Source organism: Amycolatopsis sp. NPDC114478 (assembly GCF_055633805.1).
In genome coordinates this window covers 148,486-173,471 of sequence record NZ_JBVKDO010000012.1, presented here as the reverse complement: position 1 = coordinate 173,471, position 24,986 = coordinate 148,486, and the positions used below count along the sequence as shown (strand labels likewise).

Annotated in this window: 26 protein-coding genes and 1 pseudogene; 11 read left to right on the top strand and 16 right to left on the bottom strand. The window is 72.5% G+C overall.

Annotation, left to right across the window (positions count from 1 at the left end):
• Positions 1-20 precede the first annotated feature (20 nt).
• Positions 21-953, bottom strand: a complete 933-nt coding sequence (locus ACZ7OH_RS30485) for a GlxA family transcriptional regulator (RefSeq protein WP_470283957.1) — start codon at positions 951-953, stop codon at positions 21-23.
• Positions 954-1,025: 72 nt separating this feature from the next.
• Here ACZ7OH_RS30485 and ACZ7OH_RS30480 point away from each other — a divergent pair, with 72 nt between their 5' ends.
• On the top strand, positions 1,026-1,361 hold the full coding sequence (locus tag ACZ7OH_RS30480) for a cupin domain-containing protein (RefSeq protein WP_470284083.1): 336 nt from the start codon (positions 1,026-1,028) through the stop codon (positions 1,359-1,361).
• On the opposite strand, the gene ACZ7OH_RS30475 is transcribed toward ACZ7OH_RS30480, so the two are convergent.
• Positions 1,346-1,969 (bottom strand): maleylpyruvate isomerase N-terminal domain-containing protein, encoded by a 624-nt coding sequence (locus ACZ7OH_RS30475; RefSeq protein WP_470283956.1) that lies wholly within the window; start codon positions 1,967-1,969, stop codon positions 1,346-1,348. The genes ACZ7OH_RS30480 and ACZ7OH_RS30475 overlap by 16 nt on opposite strands.
• 62 nt (positions 1,970-2,031) lie before the next feature.
• Between ACZ7OH_RS30475 and ACZ7OH_RS30470 the strand changes: the two genes are divergently transcribed.
• Positions 2,032-2,820, top strand: coding sequence for a hypothetical protein (locus tag ACZ7OH_RS30470; protein WP_470283955.1), 789 nt, complete (start codon positions 2,032-2,034; stop codon positions 2,818-2,820).
• A 313-nt stretch (positions 2,821-3,133) separates the two neighbouring features.
• Here ACZ7OH_RS30470 and ACZ7OH_RS30465 read toward each other — a convergent pair whose 3' ends face one another.
• Positions 3,134-4,039 carry a LysR family transcriptional regulator gene (locus ACZ7OH_RS30465; RefSeq protein ID WP_470283954.1) on the bottom strand — a complete coding sequence of 302 codons (906 nt, stop codon included), beginning with the start codon at positions 4,037-4,039 and terminating at the stop codon, positions 3,134-3,136.
• 70 nt (positions 4,040-4,109) lie between these two features.
• Here ACZ7OH_RS30465 and ACZ7OH_RS30460 point away from each other — a divergent pair, with 70 nt between their 5' ends.
• The gene (locus ACZ7OH_RS30460) at positions 4,110-4,928 is read left to right on the top strand and encodes an SDR family NAD(P)-dependent oxidoreductase (protein WP_470283953.1); all 819 of its coding nucleotides are present in this window, start codon (positions 4,110-4,112) and stop codon (positions 4,926-4,928) included.
• Positions 4,925-5,755 carry an SDR family NAD(P)-dependent oxidoreductase gene (locus tag ACZ7OH_RS30455; RefSeq protein WP_470283952.1) on the top strand — a complete coding sequence of 277 codons (831 nt, stop codon included), beginning with the start codon at positions 4,925-4,927 and terminating at the stop codon, positions 5,753-5,755. Before ACZ7OH_RS30460 ends, ACZ7OH_RS30455 begins: the two co-directional genes overlap by 4 nt.
• Before the next feature lie 5 nt (positions 5,756-5,760).
• Here ACZ7OH_RS30455 and ACZ7OH_RS30450 read toward each other — a convergent pair whose 3' ends face one another.
• Entirely contained in the window at positions 5,761-6,657 is an 897-nt protein-coding gene (locus ACZ7OH_RS30450) for an aldo/keto reductase (RefSeq protein WP_470283951.1), read from the bottom strand.
• An 84-nt stretch (positions 6,658-6,741) separates the two neighbouring features.
• On the opposite strand from ACZ7OH_RS30450, the gene ACZ7OH_RS30445 reads away from it, so the two are divergent.
• On the top strand, positions 6,742-7,314 hold the full coding sequence (locus ACZ7OH_RS30445; protein ID WP_470283950.1) for a TetR/AcrR family transcriptional regulator: 573 nt from the start codon (positions 6,742-6,744) through the stop codon (positions 7,312-7,314).
• Between the two features lie 134 nt (positions 7,315-7,448).
• On the opposite strand, the gene katG is transcribed toward ACZ7OH_RS30445, so the two are convergent.
• Together katG and ACZ7OH_RS30435 are read right to left on the bottom strand one after the other, a co-directional pair.
• Positions 7,449-9,719 carry a catalase/peroxidase HPI gene (gene katG / locus ACZ7OH_RS30440; protein WP_470283949.1) on the bottom strand — a complete coding sequence of 757 codons (2,271 nt, stop codon included), beginning with the start codon at positions 9,717-9,719 and terminating at the stop codon, positions 7,449-7,451.
• A gap of 23 nt (positions 9,720-9,742) precedes the next feature.
• Complete coding sequence (locus ACZ7OH_RS30435; protein WP_086682245.1) at positions 9,743-10,168, bottom strand: Fur family transcriptional regulator; 426 nt, start codon at positions 10,166-10,168, stop codon at positions 9,743-9,745.
• A 302-nt stretch (positions 10,169-10,470) separates the two neighbouring features.
• Between ACZ7OH_RS30435 and ACZ7OH_RS30430 the strand changes: the two genes are divergently transcribed.
• The 3 genes from ACZ7OH_RS30430 to ACZ7OH_RS30420 all read left to right on the top strand — a co-directional run bounded on the left by ACZ7OH_RS30430 (position 10,471) and on the right by ACZ7OH_RS30420 (position 12,660).
• Positions 10,471-10,914: a hypothetical protein gene (locus ACZ7OH_RS30430; protein WP_470283948.1), complete on the top strand. Its 444-nt coding sequence runs from the start codon at positions 10,471-10,473 to the stop codon at positions 10,912-10,914.
• Positions 10,915-10,928: 14 nt separating this feature from the next.
• Positions 10,929-11,546: a hypothetical protein gene (locus tag ACZ7OH_RS30425; protein ID WP_470283947.1), complete on the top strand. Its 618-nt coding sequence runs from the start codon at positions 10,929-10,931 to the stop codon at positions 11,544-11,546.
• A gap of 91 nt (positions 11,547-11,637) precedes the next feature.
• The gene (locus ACZ7OH_RS30420; RefSeq protein ID WP_470283946.1) at positions 11,638-12,660 is read left to right on the top strand and encodes an LLM class flavin-dependent oxidoreductase; all 1,023 of its coding nucleotides are present in this window, start codon (positions 11,638-11,640) and stop codon (positions 12,658-12,660) included.
• Positions 12,661-12,782: 122 nt separating this feature from the next.
• Here the strand turns inward: ACZ7OH_RS30420 and ACZ7OH_RS30415 are convergent, their stop codons facing one another.
• The gene (locus tag ACZ7OH_RS30415; protein WP_470283945.1) at positions 12,783-13,544 is read right to left on the bottom strand and encodes a polysaccharide lyase family 7 protein; all 762 of its coding nucleotides are present in this window, start codon (positions 13,542-13,544) and stop codon (positions 12,783-12,785) included.
• A gap of 302 nt (positions 13,545-13,846) precedes the next feature.
• Here ACZ7OH_RS30415 and ACZ7OH_RS30410 point away from each other — a divergent pair.
• Positions 13,847-14,209 (top strand): annotated as a pseudogene (locus tag ACZ7OH_RS30410) (trypsin-like serine protease); the annotation flags it as partial.
• Here the strand turns inward: ACZ7OH_RS30410 and ACZ7OH_RS30405 are convergent.
• On the bottom strand, positions 14,119-15,522 hold the full coding sequence (locus ACZ7OH_RS30405) for an alpha/beta hydrolase (RefSeq protein ID WP_470283944.1): 1,404 nt from the start codon (positions 15,520-15,522) through the stop codon (positions 14,119-14,121). The pseudogene ACZ7OH_RS30410 and the gene ACZ7OH_RS30405 overlap by 91 nt on opposite strands.
• 149 nt (positions 15,523-15,671) lie before the next feature.
• Between ACZ7OH_RS30405 and ACZ7OH_RS30400 the strand changes: the two genes are divergently transcribed.
• On the top strand, positions 15,672-17,936 hold the full coding sequence (locus ACZ7OH_RS30400) for a glycoside hydrolase family 3 N-terminal domain-containing protein (protein WP_470283943.1): 2,265 nt from the start codon (positions 15,672-15,674) through the stop codon (positions 17,934-17,936).
• Here ACZ7OH_RS30400 and ACZ7OH_RS30395 read toward each other — a convergent pair.
• Entirely contained in the window at positions 17,923-18,540 is a 618-nt protein-coding gene (locus ACZ7OH_RS30395) for a class I SAM-dependent methyltransferase (protein WP_470283942.1), read from the bottom strand. The two genes, ACZ7OH_RS30400 and ACZ7OH_RS30395, sit on opposite strands and share 14 nt — an antisense overlap.
• 37 nt (positions 18,541-18,577) lie before the next feature.
• On the opposite strand from ACZ7OH_RS30395, the gene ACZ7OH_RS30390 reads away from it, so the two are divergent.
• The gene (locus ACZ7OH_RS30390; RefSeq protein ID WP_400899369.1) at positions 18,578-19,006 is read left to right on the top strand and encodes a MerR family transcriptional regulator; all 429 of its coding nucleotides are present in this window, start codon (positions 18,578-18,580) and stop codon (positions 19,004-19,006) included.
• On the opposite strand, the gene mftD is transcribed toward ACZ7OH_RS30390, so the two are convergent.
• From mftD to mftA, 7 genes are all read right to left on the bottom strand, one after another.
• Entirely contained in the window at positions 18,998-20,182 is a 1,185-nt protein-coding gene (mftD, locus tag ACZ7OH_RS30385; RefSeq protein WP_470283941.1) for a pre-mycofactocin synthase MftD, read from the bottom strand. The genes ACZ7OH_RS30390 and mftD overlap by 9 nt on opposite strands.
• Complete coding sequence (gene mftF, locus ACZ7OH_RS30380) at positions 20,179-21,597, bottom strand: mycofactocin biosynthesis glycosyltransferase MftF (RefSeq protein WP_470283940.1); 1,419 nt, start codon at positions 21,595-21,597, stop codon at positions 20,179-20,181. The genes mftD and mftF overlap by 4 nt, the downstream gene beginning before the upstream one ends.
• Before the next feature lie 305 nt (positions 21,598-21,902).
• Positions 21,903-22,676, bottom strand: a complete 774-nt coding sequence (locus ACZ7OH_RS30375) for a mycofactocin-coupled SDR family oxidoreductase (RefSeq protein WP_470283939.1) — start codon at positions 22,674-22,676, stop codon at positions 21,903-21,905.
• On the bottom strand, positions 22,673-23,377 hold the full coding sequence (gene mftE / locus ACZ7OH_RS30370; RefSeq protein ID WP_470283938.1) for a mycofactocin biosynthesis peptidyl-dipeptidase MftE: 705 nt from the start codon (positions 23,375-23,377) through the stop codon (positions 22,673-22,675). Before mftE ends, ACZ7OH_RS30375 begins: the two co-directional genes overlap by 4 nt.
• Entirely contained in the window at positions 23,341-24,507 is a 1,167-nt protein-coding gene (mftC, locus tag ACZ7OH_RS30365; RefSeq protein ID WP_470283937.1) for a mycofactocin radical SAM maturase, read from the bottom strand. The genes mftE and mftC overlap by 37 nt, the downstream gene beginning before the upstream one ends.
• On the bottom strand, positions 24,507-24,800 hold the full coding sequence (gene mftB / locus ACZ7OH_RS30360) for a mycofactocin biosynthesis chaperone MftB (RefSeq protein ID WP_400899379.1): 294 nt from the start codon (positions 24,798-24,800) through the stop codon (positions 24,507-24,509). Before mftB ends, mftC begins: the two co-directional genes overlap by 1 nt.
• Complete coding sequence (mftA, locus tag ACZ7OH_RS30355) at positions 24,790-24,888, bottom strand: mycofactocin precursor MftA (RefSeq protein WP_086681996.1); 99 nt, start codon at positions 24,886-24,888, stop codon at positions 24,790-24,792. Before mftA ends, mftB begins: the two co-directional genes overlap by 11 nt.
• Between the last annotated feature and the right edge of the window lie 98 nt (positions 24,889-24,986).

Here is a 24,986-nt window from a genome sequence, read left to right as displayed (position 1 = left end):
GGGGCCGGGACCGAGCGCCGCTACGGCGTCCGGAACGCCCGCCGGTAGGCGCCGGGTGTCGTGCCGACCCGGGCGCGGAAGCGGCGGCGCAGGTTGACCGCCGACGTCAGGCCGACCCGGGCCGCGATGGCCTCGACCGGGAGGTCCGTGTCCTCCAGCAGGGTGCGGGCCTCGCTCACCCGGCGGGCCAGCAGCCACGCGCCCGGGCTGGTGCCCAGCTGGGCGGCGAAGCGCCGGGCGAGCGTGCGCTGGGAGACCCCGGCGTGCGCGGCCAGGCCGGCCACGGACAGCGTCCCGAGCCGGTCGCCCGCCCAGCCGAGGAGCCCGTCGAGGGCGTCCGGCGGCCGGGGAGGCGGGGCGAACTGCGCCTGGCCGCCCTCGCGGTGCGGCGGCATCACCATGTGCCGGGCGACCAGGGCGGCGTGCGCGGCGCCGTGGTCCTCGCGGACGAGGTGCAGGCACAGGTCGATCCCCGCACCGGCCCCGGCGCTCGTCGCGACGTCCCCGTGGTCGACGTACAGCACGTCGGGCTCGACGCGCACGCGCGGGAACTCCCGCCGCAGCTGCTCGGCGCGGCCCCAGTGGGTCGTGGCCGACCGGCCGTCCAGCAGACCGGTGCGGGCGAGGGCGAACACCCCGGAGCAGATGGTGACCAGCCGCGCGCCCCGGGCATGGGCCCGCAGCAGTGCGCGGCGGACACGCGGGGGCAGCGGCGCCTCGACCGGCGCCCAGCCGGGGATGATCACGGTGTCCGCGGTGTCGAGCGCCGACAGGCCGCGCGGGACGGCCATCGCGTACCCGGCCGTCGTCGGCACCGGGCCGGGCGTCTCCGCGCAGACCTCGAACTCGTAGTGCTGGGGCACGCCGTCGCGCGGCGTGCCGAACACCTCGGCGGCGCACCCGAGCTCGAACGTCGACTGCACCGGCCGCACCAGGGCCACCACGCGATGCATGGCAGGAAAGTACCCCAAGGTGTCTTGCCGGACACTGGCCGAGCCCTGTCGGCGGCGGGCATCGTGGCGGTCATGCACCCCGAGATCCTCGACCAGCCGGGATACACCTCCGCCACCGTCCGGGAAGCGCCGGTGCGCGACCTGTTCCCCGGCGTCCGCTTCCGTCCACTGTGGACCGGTCCGGGCGGCGCGCACGCGGGCGTCCTGGAAATGGACGTCGGTACGTCGTGGCCGCGCCGGGACGTCCACGAACCGGGACCGGAGGAGGTGTTCGTCGTCGAGGGGACGTTCGACGACGGCGCGCGCGACTACCCGGCGGGCACTTTTATCCACGCGCCGGCCGGTTCGTGGCACGTGCCCGCGAGCGCCACCGGCTGCACGCTGTTCCTGTTCTACCCGGAGGGCTGAACGCCCCACCGCCAGTCGGTCTGCCGGCGGTGGCCGGGCAGGTCGCCGCGACCGGTCGCCCAGAGCAGCGTCGCCCACGGATCGGTGTCCGCGGGCGCGCCGGGGAAGAAGCGGGCGAGCAGCCGGGCGCAGAGATCGGCCGGCGGTGCCCAGGGGAGTCCGAGCCCGGTGGTGACGTCGTGCATGTGCACCAGCGTTTCGCCGATGGCCATCGCGGCGAAGCCTTCGGTGTCCAGGACGCCGTCGTCGTGGTGCGCGTGGACGTCCGGCGGCGTCGTCCGCACCACGGCCACGAGGAGAGCGCCGCACGCGTCGACGCACCGCAGCAGACCGGCCGGCCCCGCGTCGCGGTCGGCGTAGAGGACCAGGCCGGGGCCGCCTTTTCGGCGCTGGGCCCACGCGAACGGCACCGACCGCTCGGTGTCGGCGACCCGCGGGCCGAGCTGGGCGGCGTAGAAGAAGAAGTTGTCGGCGATGTGCTCGACGGTCTCCCGGCACGACCAGTCCATCGCGCCGGCGGGGGCGTCCCAGCCGGTGTCCCGCGCTCCGGCGAGGGTCGCGGTGGTCGTGCGCACGGTGTCTTCGACGTCGGCCGCGGTGATCGGCATCGGCCGAGCCTATCGGGTAGCGACCCTGGTGCCGAACGGTTTGCTGAGGTACACCTTCAGGTGTGGCCGGGCATACCGCGGTGGAGCGGGACGTGCTGGTGCGGTACCTCGACGCGTGGACGGCGAAGGCACTGCGGACCCAGCGCGGCGGCACGTACGTCGAGTGCGGCGGGTTCGCGGCCGACGCGCTCCGGGTGTTCGGCGAGTTCGCCGACCGGCTCGACGGGCACCACCTGGAATTGGTGGTCGTCGGTTCCTCCGCGCCGTCCGGGGCGCCTCCGGGGCTTTCCGTGCGGATGATTTCCTCGCTCGCCGAGCTGACCCCGGCGGGACCGGTGCTGACCCATTTGGACGGTCCCGGCGCGTGGCCGCAGTTCGCCTCGATGAACCGCGGCAAGGGGCACGAGGTGGTGGTCACGGCACCGCTGCCGCCCGAGGCCCCCCGCGCGGAGCCGGGGTGCGCGGTCGAGCTGGTCGCCGACGACGGAGAGGCGCGCCTGCTGCTGTTCGCGACGGCGGACACCAAGCACCTCGCGACGTTCAAGAGCGAGCTGTGGGCGGTGGACGAGTTCGCGGGCATCCGCTACCGCGACCCCCGCGACGGCGAGCGCACGCTGGTGGACATTTCGCTGACACCGCAGCTGCTGCCGTTGCGCCGGGCCCTATCGGCGGAATTGGCGCGGCGGGGGAGGTGTTCGGTGGCGGAGCTGCAGCGGTTCACGTTGCTGGAGACGATCTACCGCCCGGAGGACGCGATCGGAGCGTTGACTTCGGCGATCACGGCGGGGGAGGTCGTGCGGGACCCGGAGAAGGGGCGGTTGACGCCGCGGGTGGTGGTGGGGCTTCCGTAGGGGGCCGTTTCGTGCGCCGCCCGCAGCGCGGCGACCATCGTCGGGGCTGGTGGTGGGCTCGCCGGTTCGGTGGCCCGTGGTTCTGTGGTCAGGCGGTGTCGGTGACCGTCGCCGGGGCTGGTGGTGGGCTCGCCGGTTCGGTGGCTCGCGGTTCTGTGGTCAGCTGGTCTCGGTGACCGTCGCCGGGGCTGGTGGTGGGCTCGCCGGTTCGGTGGCCCGCGGTTTTGCGGTCAGGCGGCCTCGGCCACCATCGCCGGCGCCGTTCCCTCGACCGCCGGGCGGATGGCCGCCAGCAGGTGCGGCCCCGGCCGCGTCACTCGCTGACCGCCGCTTCGCGCAGGGCCGTGGCGACACAGCTCGCCGCGTCGGACAGGGGCCGTGGCAGGTGCGCCAGCAGGATGCGGCGCTGCTCACCGGGGCCGCCGCGCACGGCCAGCACCCGGACCTCCGGCGGCACCACCGCGCCGAGCGAACCCGGCACCGTCGTGATCCCGCAGCCGGCCGCGACGAGCCGCAGCTTCGCCAGCCAGTCGCGGGCCGTGTGGGCGATCTCGGGCCGTTCGTCCAGGCCCGGCCACACGCCCAGCACCCGGTCGTCGCCCGAGCCGGCGATCCAGCGCTGCCCCCGCAGGTCGGCGACGTCGATGTAGTCCCGGCGCGCGAGCGGGTGCGTCGCCGGGACGGCCACGCGCAGGCTGCGCTCGGTGAGCACCCGCAGGGCCAGCGCCGGAGTTTCGGTGTCCGGCGGGCGGAACGGCGGCGCCGAGGCGACCAGCGCGAGGTCGAGGGTGCCGGCCCGCAGAGCGCGGACGAGCGCCGGCGTCCCACCCTCCCGGCTGAGCACGGTGATGGCCGGGTGGGTGCGCCGCAGCGCGGCCAGCGCGCGGGGGAGCAGGTCGGCGCCGGCGGTCGGGAACCAGCCCAGCCGGACCGTGCCCTGCTCACCGGGCAACCCGGCCAGCTCGCGCGCGGTGGCGTCGAGCGCGTCGATCACCCCGGCGGCCCGGCGCACGACGATTTGCCCGGCCGAGGTGAGCCGCACGCCGTCGTGGCGCCGTTCCAGCAATGGTGTCCCCGCGGCGCGTTCCAGCGACGCGATCTGCCGCGAGACCGCCGACTGGGTGTAGCCGAGCGCGGCGGCCGCGGCGGTGAGCGTGCCCCGCTCGGCGACCTCGCGGAAGACCCGCAGGGCGGTGAGGGACGCGTCGGAGAAGGCCATGACGTCTACGCATACCAGGTCTGCGGATCTTTCGCTTTCCGCATGGGACCGGCCGACCTAGCTTGGAGTCATGAACTTGATCCGCACCCCCTTCGGATTCGGTAGCACCGCGGCCGAGGTCGCCGCGGGCGCCGACCTGTCCGGCCGCCGGGCCGTGGTGACCGGCGCGTCCTCCGGCCTCGGCGTCGAGACCGCGCGCGCCCTGGCCGGCACCGGTGCCGAGGTCACCCTGGCCGTTCGCGACGTCGCGGCGGGCGAACGCGCGGCCGCGGGCATCGCCGGTTCGGTGCGCGTCGCGCCGCTGGACCTCACCGATCCCGCCTCGATCGACGCGTTCGTCGCGGCCTGGGACGGCCCGCTGCACGTCCTGGTCGCCAACGCGGGTGTCATGGCCACGCCCGAGCAGCACACGCCGCAGGGCCGCGAGCTGCAGTTCGCCACCAACCACCTCGGCCACTTCGCCCTCGCCACCGGCCTGCACGACGCGCTCGCCACCGACGGCGCCGCCCGGATCGTGGTGGTCAGCTCCAGCGGCCACCAGCTGTCCCCGGTGGTCTTCGACGACGTCGACTTCGCCTTCCGGCCGTACGACCCGTGGCTCGCGTACGGCCAGTCCAAGACCGCCAACGTGCTCTTCGCCGTCGAGGCGACGCGCCGCTGGGCCGGCGACGGCATCACCGCCAACGCGCTGATGCCGGGCGCGATCTACACGAACCTGCAGCGCCACACCGGCGGCCGCTACTTCGTCGACTGCAACGAGACCATGACCATCGACCGCCGCCGCGAAGCACCGCGCGTGGAAGGCGTGGTCCGCTACGCGCTCGACCCCGAAGGCGCCGAGCGCCTCTGGACCCTCTCGGAAACCCTGCTCGCCAAAGGAATCGCATGACCCCGAAAGTCGCTCTCGTCACCGGCGCCACCCAAGGCCTGGGCCTCGCGCTCGTCGAGGGGCTCGCCCAGCGTCTGTCCACTGAGGACACCGTATACCTCACGGGCCGCGATGCCCGGCGCGTCGCCCAAGCCGTCGAAGCCATGCCCGCCGGCGGCGCCGAGGTCCGCGGTGAGGTCCTCGACGTCGCCGAGCCCGCGGCCCCCGGCCGGCTCGCCGCGCGGCTGGCCGAGGAGCACGGCGGCGTGGACGTCGTCGTCGGGAACGCCGTCATGCGCGTCGGCCCCGACGACGACCCGCGCGCGGTCGTCCACGACTACGCCGAGGTGAACAACTTCGGCACCACCCGCCTGCTCCGCGCCTTCGCGCCGCTGCTGCGGGACGACGGCCGGTTCCTCGTCGTCGCCAGTTCGTTCGGCACCCTGCGGCACCTGGCGCCCGCGCTGCACGACCGGTTCGACGCACTGTCCTCATTGGACGAAGTGGACAAGCAGGTCGCCGCCTGGCGCGACGCGGTCGAGGACGGCAGCGCCCGCGCGGGCGACTGGCCGGGCTTCGTCAACATCCCGTCCAAGATCGGCCAGGTCGCGGCCGTGCGCGCGCTCGCCACCCAGCGCCGTGACGACGACCTGGCCCGCGGGATCCTGCTCGCCGCCGTCTGCCCCGGGATGATGAACACGCCGACGTCCGCGCTGTGGTGGGACGTCAGCACCGCGCCGAGCCCCGCCCAAGCGGCGGATACCTTGCTGGAGCTCGTGTTCCGGCCCCTCGACCCGGCGCAGTACGGCGAGCTGGTCCGCGACGGAGCCGTCCTGCCCTGGCGGTGACGGCGTCAGCCGAGCGAGGCGTCCAGCGACCGCGTCGGGACGGCGTCCAATGCGGCCAAGGTGTCCGCGTCCAGCTCGAGATCGCCGGCCGCGATGTTGGCCTCCAGGTGATCGACGCTGGCGGTACCGGGGATGAGGTGGACGTTCGGCGCGTGGTGCAGCAGCCACGCGAGGCCGATCTGCGCGGGCGTGTGGCCGAGGTCGCGCGCGGCCGCCTGGACCGCCGGCTCGTCGGTCACCTTCGGCAGGCCGGGGAAGGCGCCGCCGAGGGGGAAATACGGCACCCACGCGATGTCCTCGGCGACGCAGAGCCCGACCATGTCTTCGTCGTCGCGCCCGACCAGGCTGTAGGCGTTCTGGACGCAGGCGATGCCGGCCGGGAGCGCCCGGCGCAGGGCGTCGAGGGTGACGCTGCTGAGCCCGATCGCGCCGATCTTGCCTTCGTCGCGCAGGTCCGTCATGACCGCGAGCTGGTCGTCGAGGTCGACCAGCTGGTCTCCGTCGGCGATAACGCCCGGCCGCCGGTCGGCGCGGCGCAGGTTCACCAGCGGGATCCGGTCGAGGCCCAGCGAGCGGAGGTTGTCCTCAACGCTCGCCCGCAGCTCCTCGGGGCGTTGCGCGAGGCGCAGCGGGATCGGGCCGCCGGGGTCGGGGTCGGCGCCGACCTTGCTGGCGACCAGGACGTCGTCCCCGGGCCGGAGGGCCTCGCGGATGACCTCGTTGACGAAGCCGTTGCCGTAGAACTGGGCGGTGTCGACGTGGTCGACGCCCAGGTCGAACGCGCGGCGCAGCAGCGCGACGGCCTGGTCGCGGTCGGTGTGGAGGCGTTCGAGCTGCATCGCCCCGTAGCCGACGCGGGCGACGGTGCGGCCGGCGAGCAGGGCGCTTTTCGTGGAGGGCATGCGTGGTCCCGTCTTCGTGCGATGATGGTGAAGCGGAGGAGCCTCCGCTAGACCGACCGTAGCACAACCGGAGGTGCCTCCGCTTTGCCTTCGCCGGAACCTGACCGGCCGGTGCGCTCCGACGCGCGCCGCAACCGGGAGAAACTCGTCGCCGTCGCGCGGGCCGCCTTCGGCGCCGCCGACGGGACCGTCGCGCTGGAAGCGATCGCCCGGGAGGCCGGCGTCGGGATCGGCACGCTCTACCGCCACTTCCCGACCCGCGAGGCGCTCGTCGAAGCCGTCTACGCGGCCGAGCTCGACGACGTCACCGCGAGCGCCCCGGCGCTGCTTTCGGAGCTGCCACCCGAGCCCGCACTGCGCGCGTGGATGGACCGGTACGCGGCGTTCATCGAGACCAAACGCGGGATGGGCGACGTCCTGCGCGCGAGCGTGGCGTCGGGCCGCATCACAACCCCGGTGACGCGGCGGCGCATCACCGAGGCGATCGGCGCGATCCTCGCCGCGGGGGGGCGCGACGGCACGTTCCGCGCCGGTGTCGACCCCGAAGACGTCACGCTGATGCTGCTCGGCGTGTTCCTGTCGACGTCGGCCGACCCGGACGCGAAGCGGATCGCGCGGCTGCTCGACCTGATCGTCGACGCATTGCGGCCTGTGTAACACGTGCTGCATTCGCTGGCGTGAAGAACTCTCGCCGGAACGGGCTTGGCGGTGGCGGTGGGAATCACCGCCCGCCGATAGGGGAACGAAACGGGCCCGGCCGAAGATCGGCCGGGCCCGTCACAAGCCAAGGATCACACCAGGTCGAACCGGTCCAGCTCCATGACCTTCGTCCACGCCGACACGAAGTCCGACACGAACTTCTCGCGGGCGTCGTCGCTTGCGTACACCTCGGACAGGGCCCGCAGCTGGGAGTTGGCGCCGAAGACCAGGTCGACCGCCGTGGCCGTCCACTTCAGCTTGTCCGTGCTCACGTCGAGGATCTCGTACACGTTCTCCTCGGACTTCGACGCCTGCCACTTCGTGCCCGGGGCGAGCAGGTTGGCGAAGAAGTCGTTGGTCAGCACGCCCGGCTGGTCGGTCAGCACGCCGTGCTGGGTGCCGCCCGCGTTGGTGCCCAGCGCGCGCAGGCCGCCCACCAGGACCGTCATCTCCGGGGCCGTCAGGTTGAGCATGTACGCGCGCTCGACCAGGAGCGTCTCCGGCTGGAGCTTCTCGCCGGCCCGCAGGTAGTTGCGGAACCCGTCGGCGCGCGGCTCGAGCACCTTGAACGAGTCGACGTCCGTCTGCTCCTGGGTGGCGTCCGTGCGGCCCGGGTGGAACGGCACGGTGGTCTCGACGCCGGCGTCGCGCGCCGCCTTCTCGACCGCCGCCGAGCCCGCCAGCACGATCAGGTCGGCCAGCGAGATCTGCGCGCCGCCCGCCTCGTTGAACTCGCGCTGGATGGCCTCGAGCTTGTCGAGCACCGGCCCGACCTGCCCGTTGACCTCCCAGCCGCGCTGCGGCTCCAGGCGGATCCGGGCGCCGTTCGCGCCACCGCGCTTGTCGGTGGAGCGGAAGCTCGCGGCCGACGCCCACGCGGTCGAAACCAGCTGGGACACCGAAAGACCGGACTCCAGCACCTTCGCCTTGAGCGCGGTGATGTCGGCGTCGTCGACGAGCTCGCCCTCGACGGCCGGCACCGGGTCCTGCCACAGCTGCGGCTCGGCCACCCACGGGCCCAGGAAGCGGCTGACCGGGCCCATGTCGCGGTGCAGCAGCTTGTACCAGGCCTTGGCGAACGCCAGCGCGAACTCGTCCGGGTTTTCGAGGAACCGGCGCGAGATCGGGCCGTACACCGGGTCGAAGCGCAGCGACAGGTCCGTCGTGAGCATCGTCGGCTTGTGCTTCTTGTCCGGGTCGAACGGGTCCGGGATGATCTCCGGCGCGTCCTTGGCGACGTACTGCTTGCCGCCGCCCGGGCTCGTCGTGAGCTCCCACTCGTAGCCGAACAGGATCTCGAAGAAGCGGTTGCTCCACTGGGTCGGCTTGTCGGTCCACGTCACCTCGAGGCCACTGGTGATCGCGTCCGCGCCCTTGCCGCTGCCGTGGGTGCTCAGCCAGCCGAGGCCCTGCGCCTCCAGCGGCGCGCCCTCGGGCTCCGGGCCGACGTGGTCGTCGGCGACACCGGCGCCGTGGGTCTTGCCGAAGGTGTGACCGCCGGCGATGAGGGCGACGGTCTCCTCGTCGTTCATCGCCATCCGGGCGAAGGTCTCGCGGATGAAGTGGGCCGCCGCCTCGAAGTCCGCGCTGCCGCGGGGACCCTCGGGGTTGACGTAGATCAGGCCCATCTCGGTCGCCCCGACCTCGGGCGCCATCTCCGAGTCGCTGACGTAGCGCTCGTCACCCAGCCAGTCGTCCTCGGGGCCCCAGAAGATCTCCTCGGGCTCCCAGGTGTCGACGCGGCCGAAGCCGAAGCCGAAGGTCTTGAAGCCCATCGACTCCAGGGCCACGTTGCCGGCCAGCACGAGCAGGTCGGCCCACGAGATCTTCTGGCCGTACTTCTGCTTGACCGGCCACAGCAGGCGGCGCGCCTTGTCGAGGTTGGCGTTGTCCGGCCAGCTGTTCAGCGGCGCGAAGCGCTGGCCGCCGTCACCGGCGCCGCCGCGGCCGTCGTGGATGCGGTAGGTGCCCGCGGCGTGCCAGCTCATCCGGATCATCAGGCCGCCGTAGTGGCCGAAGTCCGCCGGCCACCAGTCCTGCGAGGTGGTGAGCACCTCGGTGATGTCCCGCTTGAGGGCGTCGACGTCGAGCTTCGCGAACTCCTTGGCGTAGGCGAAGTTCTCGCCGAGCGGGTTGCTCTTCGACGAGTGGGCGTGCAGCACCGTCAGGTCGAGCTGGTTGGGCCACCAGTCCTTGTTGGTGCGCGGACGGCCACCCGTCTTCGGCTGCGGCGAATCGATCGCCGGGTTCTCGCTCTCACTGCCGTGCGAGGTCACCGAGTCGTGCGCGACCGGGCAGCCGGCCGCCGCCTTCTGGTCCACACCCTGTGCGCTCGAGGGGGTGTTGTCCTGGGTGTTGCTCATCTACTTCCTTCCGGAGCCGGCGATCATTCGGGAGTTCGGGTGGCCGCGCAGTCGGGGCAGGTGCCCCAGTACACGACCTCCGCCTGGTCGATCACGAAACCGTGGTCGTCCGAGGCGGTCAGGCACGGGGTGTGGCCGACGGCGCAGTCGACGTCCGCGATCGCGCCGCAGGTGCGGCACACGACGTGGTGGTGGTTGTCCCCGACCCGGGACTCGTACCGGGCGGTCGCGCCCGCGGGTTGGATGCGCCGCACCAGGCCGGTGTCGGTGAGCGCCCGCAGGACGTCGTAGATCGTCTGGTGCGACACCGTCGGGTGCTCGGCCCGCACCAGCTCGATCACCGTCTCGGTGTCCACGTGCGGGTGGTCCCGCAACGCGGTGAGCACGGCCAGCCTCGGCCGCGTCACCCGCAACGAGACCGCTCGCAGCTGCGCCTCGAAGTCGGTCATCACGTCGGCCACCCTAGGGGCCTTCTCTGGAATGAGTCAAGTTATGACCGGATGAATTTTCATGATCGCGTCACCGAGGGTGACGTGATCGACGTCAGCTGTCACCGGGACGGCGTACTGTACCGCGGCCCCGGTTGGTCCGCACGGCGGCTCCGGGCCCCGCGAGGGAATGGGCAGACCCCGATGCCCCGACGGGCAACACCCGCGCGTATCCGCCGGGACCGTCGTACTTTCGGAACGGAAGATCTTTTCGATTCCCTGGAAAGGGGAAAACAATGGCGTGCAATTGGACCAGAACAGCCATGACGACGGCGGCCGCGGCGGCGAGCGTGAGCCTTCTCGGCGCCGTTCCGGCGGTGGCCGCGACGACGACCCGGCACTGCGTGCTGAACTCCGAAACCGGGGTGCAGAAATGCAGTACCGGCACCGAGCGTTCGGCGCTCGTCGCGCAGGAAGCCGGCCAGGTCGTCCAGGGCACGTTCTTCGACGGCCCCGATTACACGGGGAACTCGCTGACCATCACCGGACCCGAACTGTGCAAGAAGGACGGCTGGGTCAACTGGCAGTTCGACCTCGGCGACGACTGGAAGAACAAGATCTCCTCCGTGCAGCCGTGGGGCAACTGCTGGATCTGGCTCTACCCCGAGCCGAACCTCGGCGGCGACCGGGACGGCCCGTTCAAGGAGAACACCGGCAACGTCGGGTCCTTCATGGACGACCGCACGCAGTCCATCGGGTTCAGCTGAGCGAAGGAGTGACCGTGACCAGCAAGCGAAACGCGTGGACGGCGGCGGGCCTCGGCCTGCTGACCGTCGCCGGCCTCGTGCTGACCGCGCCCGGCGCGTCGGCCGACGGCGGCCCGACCGCCCGGGAACTGCTCGACAAGTGCGACAACGGCACCGATTCCTGCGTGTTCCACCCGGCCGGCCCGCCGGAAGAGCACACCGGGGCCGGTCATCAGGTCGGTGAAGCCGCCTACAACTGCACCGGTGATCTGCAGCGCAGCACGGTGAACTGGTCCGACACGACGGGGGAGTCGAACAGTTTCGGCGTATCGTTGTCCGCCGAATACGGTTTCTCTGAAGTGTTCAAGGTGTCGATCGAAACGTCCTACCAGCACACGTGGGAGTCTTCGCACACCGAAGGGCAGGCGACCAACGTCGACGTCCGGCCCGGGGAAAAGGGCTGGGTGGAACGCGCGCCGAAGATGCAGAAGGTGCACGGCACCTACGAAATGCATTTCCCGGACCGGTTCTACGACCACTACATCTGGTACCAGGACTTCGACGCGGACGGCCCGGTGCCCGGCTCGACCGGCGACATCACGCAGCACACCGCGCCGATGACCGACCAGGAGAAGGCCGAGCACTGCGGCTGAGCGCCCCGGCCGCCGCCGCGCGCGGGGTGCGGCGGCGGTCGGCCCGCTCACACCGGGGAATCAAACCCGGCTCCCGGACGCTGAACCGGACGTGAAAAAGATCGGCTTCCTCTCGTTCGGCCACTGGTCGCCGAGCCCGCACTCCGAGACGCGCTCCGCCGCCGACTTCCTGCACCAGTCGATCGACCTGGCGGTCGCGGCCGAGGAGCTCGGTGTCGACGGCGCGTACTTCCGCGTGCACCACTTCGCGCGGCAGGCGGCGAGCCCGTTCCCGCTGCTCTCGGCGATCGGCGCGCGCACGTCGAAGATCGAGATCGGCACCGGCGTGATCGACATGCGCTACGAGAACCCGCTGTACATGGTCGAGGATGCGGGGGCGGCCGACCTGATCTCCGGGGGCCGGCTCCAGCTCGGTATCAGCCGGGGATCCCCCGAGCAGGTCATCGAGGGCTGGCGCTACTTCGGGTACGCCCCGGCCGACGGCGAGACCGACGCCGACATGGCCCGGCAGCACACCGAGGTCTTCCTGAAGCTGCTCGAGGGCGAGGGCTTCGCGCAGCCGAACCCGCGGCCGATGTTCGCCAACCCGCCCGGGCTGCTGCGGCTCGAGCCGCACTCCGAGGGCCTGCGCGACCGCATCTGGTGGGGTTCGAGCTCGAACGCGACGAGCGTCTGGGCCGCGAAGCTCGGCATGAACCTGCAGAGCTCGACGCTCAAGGACGACGAGACGGGCGAGCCGCTGCACGTCCAGCAGCGCAAGCAGATCGAGGCCTACCGCGAGGCGTGGAAGGAGGCCGGCCACGAGCGCGAGCCGCGCGTGTCGGTCAGCCGCAGCATCTTCGCGCTGACCAACGACACCGACCGCGCGTACTTCGGCCGCGACCGCAATTCGCGCGACCAGGTCGGCATGATCGACGAGAACACCCGCGCGATCTTCGGCCGCTCGTACGCCGCCGAGCCGGACGAGCTGGTGCGGGAGCTCAAGGAGGACGAGGCGGTCCAGGCCGCGGACACCCTCCTGCTGACCATCCCGAACCAGCTGGGCGTCGACTACAACGTGCACGTGCTGGAGAGCATCCTGACTCACGTGGCCCCGGAGCTCGGCTGGCGCTGAGCGATCAGCCCTCGATCGCGGCGGTGACCTCGCGGATGCTCGTCGCGTCGAGGCCGCGCCGCCGGATCATGTCCGCCGTGCCCGCGCCGGTCCGGTGGTGGCGGCCACCGGGCCGGACAGCGTCAGCCGTGTGAGACGGTCAACCCGTAGAACGCGACCCGGGCGCCCTTGGTCGTGCTGTCCGAAGAGGACTGGTTGTACGAGCCCGCCTTGAAGTACTGCTTGTACGCCTTGAACGACGACGGGATCGCGTAGTGTGTCGTGCTGCCGTTGACCGTCAGGTCGATGGTGTTGCCGCCGGAGATGCCGATCGTGTAGGTCCAGGTCTTGCCGATCGACACGTGCCCGACCGTGTGCGGCGTCTGGCCGCCGTCCGGAGAGTTCTCGGTGCCGAGGACGATGTCGCCGCTCGAGCGGTAGTACAGCTCCAGCAACGGCTTCGTCGACGAGCCGCCCGTACCGAGGTGGACCTGGCCCACGCACACGTTCGACGTCACCGACACCACGCGCAGCGTCGCGCTCAGCTTGTGCGACCCGCTCAGCGACCAGTTCGCCGCCGACCCGTCGCGGTTCATCTCGCGCAGCTCGGACCGCGCGTAGTTCGAGTTCGGCGTGGTGACGCCCTTTTCCGGCGCCCAGAACGTCATCGCGCCGTCGCGGGTGTCGGTGTAGAAGTAGCTGTCCTGGAAGCCGTTCGGGCCCTGCAGCCGGGACGAGGAGATGGTGGTCGGCGAGCCGGGGGAGCCGACCGGCTCCTGCAGCTGCCAGATCCCCAGGTCGAAGTTGCCGCCCGGCGCCACGGCCGGGTTGGCCGCCGACGCGGGCGAAGCGGTGGCGACCAGGGCAGGCACCGCCAGCAGGACGAGCAGGGAACGCAGGCGCATCGAGGTGTCCTTTCACGATGTAAATGGTCTGGACAACCCGGCGGCGTGGGAAAACGGTAAGGCCCTGTTGTCGTCATGTCAAGGATTGACCCCGGAGTCACCGCTCCCCGTGATTCTCCGCCACTTGTCCGGTCTGCTCCCGGGTACCACCTTCCAGGTCCCCGAAGGGAGACGTTCATGCAGGTAGACGGACGTTCCGTGGTCCGGCGGGCCGCGACGGCCCTCGCCGTGGCCGCCGCTGTCGTCGTGGTCGCCGCCCCCGGTGCGTCGGCCGGTGACCCGCGGATCGTGGGCGGGGCACGACGTCCGAGGGCGGCGCCGTCTCCGACACGCTGCTCAAGGTGTCGGTGCCGGTGGTGGACAACGCCACCTGCGCCGAGAACGGTGTGCCCGAAGGCGGCAAGAACTCCTGCCAGGGCGACTCGGGCGGCCCGGCCTACGTCGACGGCAAGCTCGCCGGGATCGTCTCGTGGGGCGAAGGCTGCGCGCGCAAGGACTTCCCCGGGGTGTACACCAACGTTGGCACCGACTACTCGGTGATCACCTGGGCTGAGCCGGACCGGGGGGCAGTGGCTCAGGCCGGACAGCTGAAGTCGCGGTGGGGTGTCTTCAGCGTCAGCAGGTACTGGTCCACCGCTTCCCGGGTGCACGCGGTGCGCCGATAGGCCCCGTGGCCCGAGCCTTCGTAGGTCAGCAGCGTCGTGTTCGCCGGCGCCTGGCGGTGCACGTTCACCGCCCAGGCGTACGGCGTCGCCGGGTCGTAGCGGCTGCTGAGCAGCAGGATCCGCGGCGCTCGCGGGATGCTCAGCCGGTGCGGCGGGTTCGCGGGCGGGCCGGCGACGCCGAGGCAGGCGGTCGCTTCGTCGTGGCCGATCGTGCTGCCGCGCATGATCGGCGACCGGCGCAGCTCCTCGGCGTGCATCGCCGAATACCGCGCGAAGTCCGGCATCCGCAGGTCGAAGTCCTGGCAGACGACGGCCAGCCGGATCGACTCGTAGTTGGGCGTGAACTCGGCCCGCAGCGGCGGGCTGCCGGCCGCGGTGCCGGCGATCACCCGGGCCACGTCGTCCCAGTCCGGGATGCGCATGTCCCCGTACACCTGGTCGCGCAACCAGTTGTGCGGAAGCGGCATCCCGTCGGCGGCGGTCTGCGCCCGCCGCCAGGTCGCGAGGACGTCCTGGCCGTGCAGCGCGCAGGTCGCCGTCCGCTCGCACCAGTCGGTGAACTGCCCGAACAGCTCGTCCACGGCGGCGGCCCGGTCACCCACGAAGTGCGCGAGGTCGACGCTGTGGTCGATGACGCCGTCCAGCGCCATCGCGCGGACGTGGTCGCCGTACCGCTCGGCGTACTGCTGGCCGAGCAGCGTGCCGTAGGACGCGCCGTGGAAGCTGATCCGGTCCTCGCCCAGCGCGCGGCGGACGGCGTCCAGGTCGCGGGCGTTGGTGGCGGTGTCGGCGTGGTCGAACACCGGCAGGTTCCGGGCCCGGCAGTCGGCCACCACCTGCCGGTTGTACGCGCGCAGCGCGGCGAACCGCGTCCGGTCGGCGGGCTCGTTGTCGGGCGCGCCCGCCGGGAAGCCGCAGTCGATGTGCTCGCTGTTGCCGGTGCCGCGCAGGTCGAAGCCCACGACGTCGAACCGGGCCTCGACCTCCGCGCCGAAGTAGCCGGGGGACAGCGCGATCTCCGCGCCGGACGAGCCGGGGCCGCCGGCGTCGGCCAGCAGGACACCGACGCGGTGGGCGGCATCGGTCGCGCGGTGCCGGGCCACGGCGAGGCCGATCGACGGCCCGTGCGGCCGGTCCCAGTCGAGCGGCACCCGGAGCGTGCCGCACTCCCCGTCGGGAACGCCGGGGTTGTCCGGGTCGTCCGGGCAGGTCGTCCAGGCGATCGGGGACGGCGACCAGGCCGCGTCCGCGAGGGCGGGCGTCGCACCGGTCAGCAAGAAAGCGCTTGCCAGGACAGCTCCGAACGCCCGCACGGCGCCCCCTCCACGTGTCGGTCCGCAGTCGACCGTAGGACGCCCGGGTGCGGACCACAAGCCTTCGCGGCAAGGAAAAACCAACCGGTCCGCGGCGGCGGACGTGCTTATGCTGACGGCCTTCGTCCTCTCGCGAAAGGGTCCCCGCCATGGAACAGCCCGAGAGTCACGCGGCCGCTTCGACCGCCGACGGCGTCAACCGGCGCAGCCTGCTCGCCGGCGTCGGCGGTCTCCTCGCCGCCGGGGGAGCCGCCGCGGTGCTCGCCCCGCCCGCCGCCGCGGACCCCGCCGCCCGGCCCGAGCGGAACCCGCGGGTCGAGGACCTGCTCGGGAAGATGACCCTCGCCGAGAAGCTCGGGCAGCTGCAGCTGGTCGGCACCGAAGACCTCGCGCGGACGGCCCTCGCGACCGGGCAGCTGGGCGGGGTCTTCTCCGTCGTGGGCGCCGCGAAGCTCAACGCGCTGCAGAAGATCGCCGTCGAGCGGACCCGGCTGCGCATCCCGCTGATCTTCGGCCTCGACGTGATCCACGGCTACACCACGAACTTCCCGATCCCGCTGGCCCAGGGCGCGAGCTTCGACCCCGGCGTGCCGGGCGCCGACGCGACGGTCGCGGCGAAGGAGGCCCGCCGCAGCGGCATCCACTGGACGTACGCGCCGATGATGGACGTCACGCACGAGCCGCGCTGGGGGCGCATCGCCGAAGGATCGGGCGAAGATCCTTACCTGGCTTCGCAGATGGCCGTGGCGAAGGTCCGCGGCTACCAGGGCGGCGACTACTCGTCACCGGACCGCCTCGCCGCCTGCGCCAAGCACTTCGTCGCCTACGGCGGCGCGGAGGGCGGCCGCGACTACAACACCGTCGACGTCTCGCTCCAGCGGCTGCACAACCTCTACCTGCCGCCGTTCAAGGCGAGCGTCGAGGCCGGGGTGGCGACCGTGATGGCCAGCTTCAACACCATCAGCGGCGTCCCCGCGCACGGCAACGGGTACGTCCTGCACGACGTCCTCAAGGGCGCCTACGGGTTCCGCGGGTTCGTCGTCAGCGACTACACCGGCATCGAAGAGCTGATCAACCACGGCCTCGCGGGCGACGGCGCGGACGCCGCGGCGGCCGCGCTGCCCGTCGGCGTCGACATGGAGATGGTCAGCACCAACTACGTCACCTACGGCCAGCAGCTGCTGGCCCAGCGCCGGATCACCCTCGACCAGCTCGACGACGCCGTCCGCCGGATCCTGCTGGTCAAGGTCAAGCTGGGGCTCTTCGAACGGCCGTACGTCGACGAAGCCGGCGAGGTCAAGGCGCCGTCGCCGGCCGCGCTGGCCGCGTCGCGGCAGGCCGCCGGGCGGTGCATGGTGCTGCTCAAGAACGCCGGGCCGGTGCTGCCGCTGGCGAAGTCCGTGGGCTCGGTGGCCGTCGTCGGCCCGCTCGGCGCGGCGACCTACGACCTCAACGGCACCTGGGCCGGCCTGGGCACCGGCGCGGGCACGACCCCGCCGGTGACCGTCGTGGACGGCATCAAGGCCGCGGCGCCCGGCGCGACCGTGACCTACACCGCCGGCTGCGCGGTCGACGGGACCGACACCAGCGGGTTCGCCGCCGCGCAGCAGGCCGCCCGCGCGGCCGACGTCACCGTCGTCGTGGTCGGCGAAACCGCCGCGATGAGCGGAGAGGCGGCCGCGCGCAGCAACATCGACCTGCCCGGCGTGCAGCAGCAGCTGGTGGCGGCGATCAAGGAGACGGGCAAGCCGTTCGTCGTGGTGCTGGTCAACGGCCGGCCGCTGACGATCCCGTACCTGCACGACAACGCGCCGGCGATCCTCGAGGCGTGGGCGCCGGGCGTGCAGGGCGGGAACGCGGTCGCGGACGTCCTGTTCGGCACGGTCAACCCGGGCGGCAAGCTGCCGGTCAGCTTCCCGCGCGCAGTCGGGCAGGTCCCGATCTACTACAACCACGAGAACACCGGCCGCCCCGCCGATCCGAACAACAAGTACACGTCGAAGTACCTCGACCTGGAGACCGGCCCGCTCTACGAGTTCGGCTTCGGCCTGTCGTACACGACGTTCCGCGTCGACGGCCTGCGCCTGTCGAGCACCCGGCTGCCGATCCGCGGTGGCCGTATCCAGGTGACGGCGACGGTGACCAACACCGGTTCCCGCGCGGGCGACGAGGTCGTCCAGCTCTACCTGCGCGACCCCGTCGCGAGCATCGTCCAGCCGGTCCGGCGGCTGCGCGGGTTCGAGCGGGTGACCCTCGCCGCGGGCGCGTCGCGGCAGGTCTCGTTCACGCTCACCCCGGACGACGTCGGCTTCTACGACAACGCCGCCAAGTTCCGGGTCGAGCCGGGCAAGATCGAGGTGTACGTCGGCACGAGTTCGGCGGCCACGCTCACGGCGAGCTTCACCGTGGGTTGACGCCGAGGACGCACGCCACCGGCGGATCGAGGTCGAGCGTCTCCACCCGCAGTTCGGCGAACCCCGCTTCGGTGAGCAGGTCCTGCAGTTCCCGCGCGGCCCGGGCCGTGGTGCCCCGGTCGGCGCCGGGACACCGCGGCTGGGACGCGAGCGCGATGCGCCCGCCCGGGCGCAACAGGCCCCGCAGCTCGCGAAGCCGCGCGGGCGGATCGGGCCAGAAGCCCGCGTTGTTGACGGCCAGGACGGCGTCGAGCGGTTCGCCGAACGGCGGCAGCCGGTCCACCGAGGTGTGCACCAGCTCGATCCGGTCGGCTGCGGCCCGGGTGCGCCGGCCCGCCCGCTCGACCATCACCGCGGAGTGGTCGACGCCGTAGACGCGGCCCCGGGTCGCGCGGGCGGCCAGCTCACCGAGCGCGATCCCGGGACCGAACCCGACTTCGAGCACCCGGTCCTCGGGCCGGACGTCCAGGAGGGAGACCACCCAGACGTTGCGCCGCCGGTTGGAGCCGCGGTGGGCCATCACCCACCCGGCCACCCGCCCGCCGAGCCCGCGGGGGTGGTGGAACTGCCCGATCATCCGCTGCTTGAGACCTGTCTTCGCCATGCCGCGAGTGAACGGCTTCAAGTACGCTCGAAGTCAAATGCCCGAGGAGCAGCTGACGATCGGCGAGCTGGCCCGCCGCACCGGCGTGGCCACTTCGGCGCTGCGCTACTGGGAAGATCAAGGCCTGCTGACCGCGCCCGAGCGCGTCGCCGGCCAGCGGCGCTACCCGCCTTCGGCCGTCACGCAGGTGGGCGAGATCCTGATCCTGCGCGATGTCGGGTTCACGGTCCGCGAACTCAAGACGCTGATCGCCCTGCGCACGTCCGCCGCGCCGGCCTGGCGCGAACTGCAGCAGCGCAAGCTCGCCGAACTGGACGCCCGGATCGCCCGCGCCCAGGCCGCGCGCACCGCGATCGCGCACGGCCTGGACTGCCCGCACGAGGACGTCCACGACTGCCCGAACTTCCGCCGCGGCGTCGCCGCGCGCCTGGCCGGGGCGACTCTGGAAGAAGCCCACTCACACTGAGCTCGTGGTCCCGAGGGCACGGGAGAACGTCTCCGGGATCCGGACGTCGTCGCGGCTCAGGTCGTGGACGCTGCGGTGGCCGAGCGCCAGCAGCGTCGAGTCGATGCCGCCCCGCAGGACGTCGAGGACGTTTTCGACGCCGGCTTGGCCGTTCGCCGCCAGGCCCCACAGGTACGCGCGGCCGATGAGGACCGCCGTGGCGCCGAGGGCGAGCGCCTTCACGACGTCGCTGCCGCGGCGGATCCCGCCGTCCAGCAGGACTTCCACCTGGTGGCCGACGGCGTCGGCGACCGCCGGGAGCGCCCGGATCGTCGCCGGGGTGCCGTCGAGGTTGTTGCCGCCGTGGTTCGATACGGAGATCGCGCTGACCCCGGCGTCGACCGCGCGCCGGGCCTCGTCGACCCGGATGACGCCCTTGAGCAGGAACGGCCCGTCCCACCGCGAGCGCAGCCAGGCCACGTCGTCCCACGACGGCGGCGGCGTCTGCATCCACTGGCCGTACGCGCCGAAGAACGTGGGGACCGGCGCGCCGGGTTCGGCCATGTTCGGGACGCTGAGGTCGGGCAGCCGGCGGGTTTTCGCGTAGTCGAGCAGCCAGCGCGGCCGGGTCAGGCCTTCGGGCGCGAAGCGCAGCAGCTCGCGGAGGGTGAGTTTTTCGGGGATGTGGGGGCTGCCCCAGTCGCGGCTGTGGGAGAACGACCAGTCCAAGGTGAGGATGAGCCCGGCGGCCCCGGCGCGGCGGGCGCGGTCGAGCCGGGCGAGGATGTCGTCGCGGCTGCCGGTCCAGTAGACCTGGAAGAAGGTGTTCGGGTTGGCGGCGACGACGTCTTCGATCGGCTTGCTGGCGAAGGAGCTCAGGCCGATCGCGGTGCCGCGGGCGGCGGCCGCGCGGGCGACGGCGACCTCGCCGTCCGGGTGCACCGCCTGGACGCCGGTGGGGGAGATGACCACCGGCAGCGCGATCTCGCGGCCGAGGACGGTGGTGGCGAGCGCGCGTTCGCCGGACTGCCCGGCGGTGCGCGGGGCGAACGTCAGCTCGTCGAACGCGTCGAGGTTGTCCTTGAGCGTCAGGCCCTTTTCGGAGCCGGCGATCAGGGCCGAGTAGACGGACGGCGGCAGGCGTTTCTTCGCGCGCCGCTGGGCTTCGGCGATCGACTCGAACCAGGCGTTGCTCATGCGGGGCCTCGCTTTTCCTTGCTGTCGACGCGCACCGGGCGCCAAGCGATCTCGGGCCGCACCGGCGCGGCGGTCCGGTGGGTCAGGCAGCCGGCCCAGACGCCGGCGCCGTAGGCGATGTCGTCGGCGAGGGCGCCGGCGGTGTAGCGGACGGGGTCCAGGTCGGGACGGCGCTTCGCCCACGCGGTGAGCGGCGGGCCGAGCAGCAGCGACGCGACGGCGGCACGCCGGCCCCACCCGCGGGGAACCAGCAGCGCGGCGAGGACCGGCGCGGCGAACTGCGTCCCGTAGCGGCCGGCGCCGAGCCAGGTCTGGTGGACGGCGGTCCCCATCGCGCGGACGACGCCTTCGGTGGGGATGTCGTTGTCCCGCAACGTCTTGAGCATGCTGAAGACGGCGCCACCGAAGCCGCCGGCGGCGAGCAGGGGCCGCCGGGCGAGCAGCGCGGCGACGGTCAAGGCCGGCCACGGGTGCAGCACGAGCGGCGCGAGGTACCCGGGGTGACGCCGCGCGAGCGGGGCGGCGGAGGTGCCGTACCGCGCGCGCCGGCCGAGGAGCGCGCGCCAGGTCTCGGGTTCGTGGTGGCCGACGTGGACATCGGGGGCGTACCGGATTCTGTGGCCGGCGGCGTGCAGCCGCCAGACCAGGTCGACATCCTCGCCGACGCGGAGTCCGGGATCGAACCCGCCGACTTCTTGGAGAGTGGCCCGCCGGGCGACCAGCGCGGCGGTGGGGACGTAGGAGGTCCGAGTCCGCGGAGCAACGCGCGCAGGCCGGTCCCCGAGATCGAGACTGCCGGCGGCTTTCGTGTACCGGCCGGCGGTGGTGTGCTGCGTGAGCGGACGGACGCGCGGAGCGATCGCGGCGAGCAGAGGGTCGGCGAAGTGGGTGGCGAGCTGATCGGCCCAGTCCCCGGGTGCGACGCAGTCACTGTCCACAAAGGCCACCAGTTCGGTGGTGACGTGGTCGAGCGCGGTGTTCCGGGCCGCGCCGGGACCGCCGTTTTCTTCCCGGCGGATGAGTTTCGCGCCGTGTTCGGCGGCTGTTTTGGCGATCGCTTGGGGGTCTTCCGAGCCATCGTCGACGACGAGGACGGGGTGGCGGCCGAGCGAGGCCAGGCAGCGGGCGAGAGGGCCGGGCCGGTCGAGGACGGGGACGACGAAGGTGAGATCGGGGGGTTCGGAGGGGGTGGGCGGAACGGGATGGGCGAAGCCGGCATCGGTCAGCCGCCGAGCGAGCGCACCGGCGGTGGGGGAGGTGACGGGGCCGTGGGCGAGTTCTCGCCAGGCTCGCCGCCCGGCGGCGGTCAGGCGGAGGACGCGGGCGGGTGAGCCGCCGAACCAGAGGTCATCGCGAAGGTGCTTGGTGTCGGGATCGAGGACGATCCGGAAGCCGGTCGGCAGGGGAGTGGTCATCGGGTCGCCCCTCCGTCGACCGCGCCGGTGGTGGCGCTGCTGTCGGGTGGCCGCAGCGGTCCGGCGAAGTCTCGCGCGGAGCACAGGTGAGCCGTCATTGGGGCAGCCCTCCGACGACCGCGCCGGTGGTCGCGCTGCTGTCGGGCGCCCGCCACCGTCCGGACGATCGTGGCCCGACGAAGTTCCGCGCGGCGGGCAGGGGAGTAGTCATTGGGGCAGACCTCTTTCGACCGCACCGGTGGTCGCGATGCTGTCGGGCGCCCGCAGCGGCCCGGCGAAGTCCGCCGCGGAGGACAGGTGAGCCGTCACAGGGCCAGGCCTCCGTCTACCGGCACCACCGCGCCGGTCGTTGCGCCGCTCTCTGGCGCAGCCAGGAACGCCAGTACCCGGGCGATCTCGGCCGGCTCCAGCAACCTCCCCACCGGCTGCTGTCCAGCGAAATCCCCCGCTCCCGGCAACCCGTACAGCCGGGCGCTCTCGGCGAGGATCGGCGTGTCGGTCGAACCGGGGCTGACCGCGTTGGCCGTCACGCCCGTCCCGCCCAGCTCGGCGCCCAGCGCGCGCACCAAGCCCGCCACCCCCGCCTTCGCCGCGCAATAAGCCGCCAGCATCGGCAACCCCCGCGTCGCCGCGGCGGAGGCGACCGCCAGGAACCGGCCCGACCTCGGCTCCGCGCGCCGCAGCAGGGCCGGGATAGCCACCCGCGCCAGGTTCAGCACTCCGCGCAGGTCCACGTCGAGCACCGCGTCCTCCTGCTCCGGCGGCACCTCCCACTGCGGCACACCCCCGGCGATCACCCCCGCGGCCGCGATCGCGACGTCGAGGCCACCCCACCGTCGCTCGACGACCGCCACCGCCGCAGCCAATGCCGCGGGGTCCCGCACGTCGGCGACGAACACCTCCGCGCCCGATTTAGAGGCAACGGCCGCCAGCTCCGCGGAACTCCCCAGCCCGTACGGCAGCGCCGGATCATCGGCAGCCACATCGACGGCGAGCACGGCGTAACCCTGCTCCGCCAAATGAACAACAGTCGCCGCCCCGATTCCCCGGGCCGCCCCGGTGACGAGCGCGGTCCTCATGCCCAACCATCCACATGGGACACCAAACGCGCGGTCAGCTCGTCCAGCAACGCCCGGCCGTACGCCGGCGTCGCGGTGGTCGGGTCGCCGAGCACGCCCGTCGGGGTCACCGCGCGCACCCCGCCGTCCCGCAACAGCGGCAAAATCTCCCCGAGGGGACGCCGATCGCCCGCCACCGCCCGGTCCATCCGGACGCCGCCCGGCCGCAAAGCCAGCTGCAGCGCGGTTTCCGGACGCCCGGCGTGCGGGTCGCCGTCCCAGTGCGGCTGGAACACCTCGACGTTCCGCGACTCCGCCCGCAGCCGCGCGACGGCCCGGGCGACCGGCGCCGCGTTGCCGCCGTGGGCGGAGACGAACAACAACCGCGGGAACGTCTCCGTCGCCGACCGGCCCAGTTCCAGCAGGAGCAGCTCGGTCGCCTCCTGGCCGATCGACAGCGTCCCGGCGAACCCGGCGTGCTCGCCGCTGGATCCGTAGGCCACCGGCGGCGCCACCAGCACGTCGGTGCGCGCGTCCGCCAGCCGATCGCACAGCGCTAGCGCGATATCCGTGTCGGTCGACAGCGGCAGGTGCGGCCCGTGCTGCTCGGTCGCGCCCACCGGCACCGCCAGGATCGCCGCCCGCGCGGCGACGTCCGGCCAGGAGAGGTCCGCGAGCCGCACGGTCAGCGCCTGAAGCCGGCGAGGGGGTTCTCGTCGCACGCGCGCTCCGGCGGCCGGCGCATCCCGATGGTGACCGGGACCGGGCGCCGCCGGTGCGAGTGGTCCAGCGACGGCTTGGGGACGCTCGTGACGCCCGCGAGGGCCGGCTCCCCGTGGCCGCGCACGCATTCCGGGTCCGGGCCGTCCAGCGGCAGGCCGGTGAAGAACTTCGCGGCCATGCACCCGCCGCGGCAGGCGTCGAACGCCGAACACGACGTGCAGGCGCCACCGCTCTGCGGCGAACGCAACGACGTGAACAGCTCGGATTCGCGCCAAACCGACGTGAACCCGCCGTCGCCGCGGACGTTGCCCGCCAGGAACGTGTCATGGATGGCGAACGGGCACGCGTAGACGTCGCCGACCGGGTCGACCAGGCACACGACGCGCCCGGCGCCGCACAGGTTGAGCCCGGGCAGGCCGCCGTCGCCGTAGCCGGCGAGGTGGAAGAACGAGTCGCCGGTCAGGACGTTCTCGCCGTGCGCCACGAGCCAGTCGTACAGCGAACGCTGCTGGGCCGCGGTCGGGTGCAGCTCGTCCCAGGTGTCGGCGCCGCGGCCGGACGGCCGCAGCCGCGTGATCCGCAGCTGGGCGCCGTAGCGGTCGGCGATCGCCTTGAGCTCGTCGAGCTGGCCGACGTTGTGCCGCGTCATCACGACCGAGATCTTGAAGTTCTCGAAGCCGGCGTCGGAGAGGTTCCGCATGGCGCGGACCGCGGTGGCGTACGAGCCGGGGCCGCGGACGTGGTCGTTGACCTCGGCCGTGGCGCCGTCGAGCGAGATCTGGACGTCGACGTAGTCGCTCGCGGCCAAGCGCCGCGCCACTTCGGGCGTGATCTTGACGCCGTTGGTGGAGAACTTGACGCCGACGTGGTGCTCGGTGGCGTAGTCGACCAGTTCCCAGAAGTCCGGCCGCACGGTGGGTTCGCCGCCGCCGATGTTGACGTAGAAGACCTGCATGCGCTCGAACTCGTCGATCAGCGCCTTGCACTCCACTGTGGACAGCTCGCGCGGGTCCCGGCGTCCGGACGAGGAAAGGCAGTGCACACAAGACAAGTTGCAGGCGTAGGTCAGTTCCCAGGTGAGGCAGATCGGGGCGTCGAGCCCGTACTGGAATTCGTCCACAAGGGACATCAGAGACTCCTCGGCTGGATCATGCGCGAGTCGGCGAGGGCGGCCAGCGCCGCGCGGTACCGCGGCAGCTCGCCGGGGCCGACGCCGGCGTCGGCGCACGCGGCCCGGGCGTCCGGGTGCGTGGCGAGGCCGCGGACGACGGCCAGGAGCGTCGGGTTCTTCAGGAAGGAGAGCCGGCGGGTGCCGAAGTGGTACAGCAGGGCGCCGAACCGCTCGGGCCGGATCGACACCCGGTCGTCCAGGCGCCACGCGGCGTCGAGGTCGAACCCCGCCGGCGAGTCGTCAGTAGACACCGCACATGCCGTCGATGGAGACCTCTTCGACCAGCAGTTCCTCGGTGACGGGTTCGTCGGTCTCGGGCGTGGTCTGGTTCTCGCTCATCCTGGCTCCTTCGGCAGTGATGATTTTCGGCACGCAGTGACGAATAGGGGGAGAGTAATGTCACCGCGTGTCGATAATCAAGGCTCACGACGGAACGG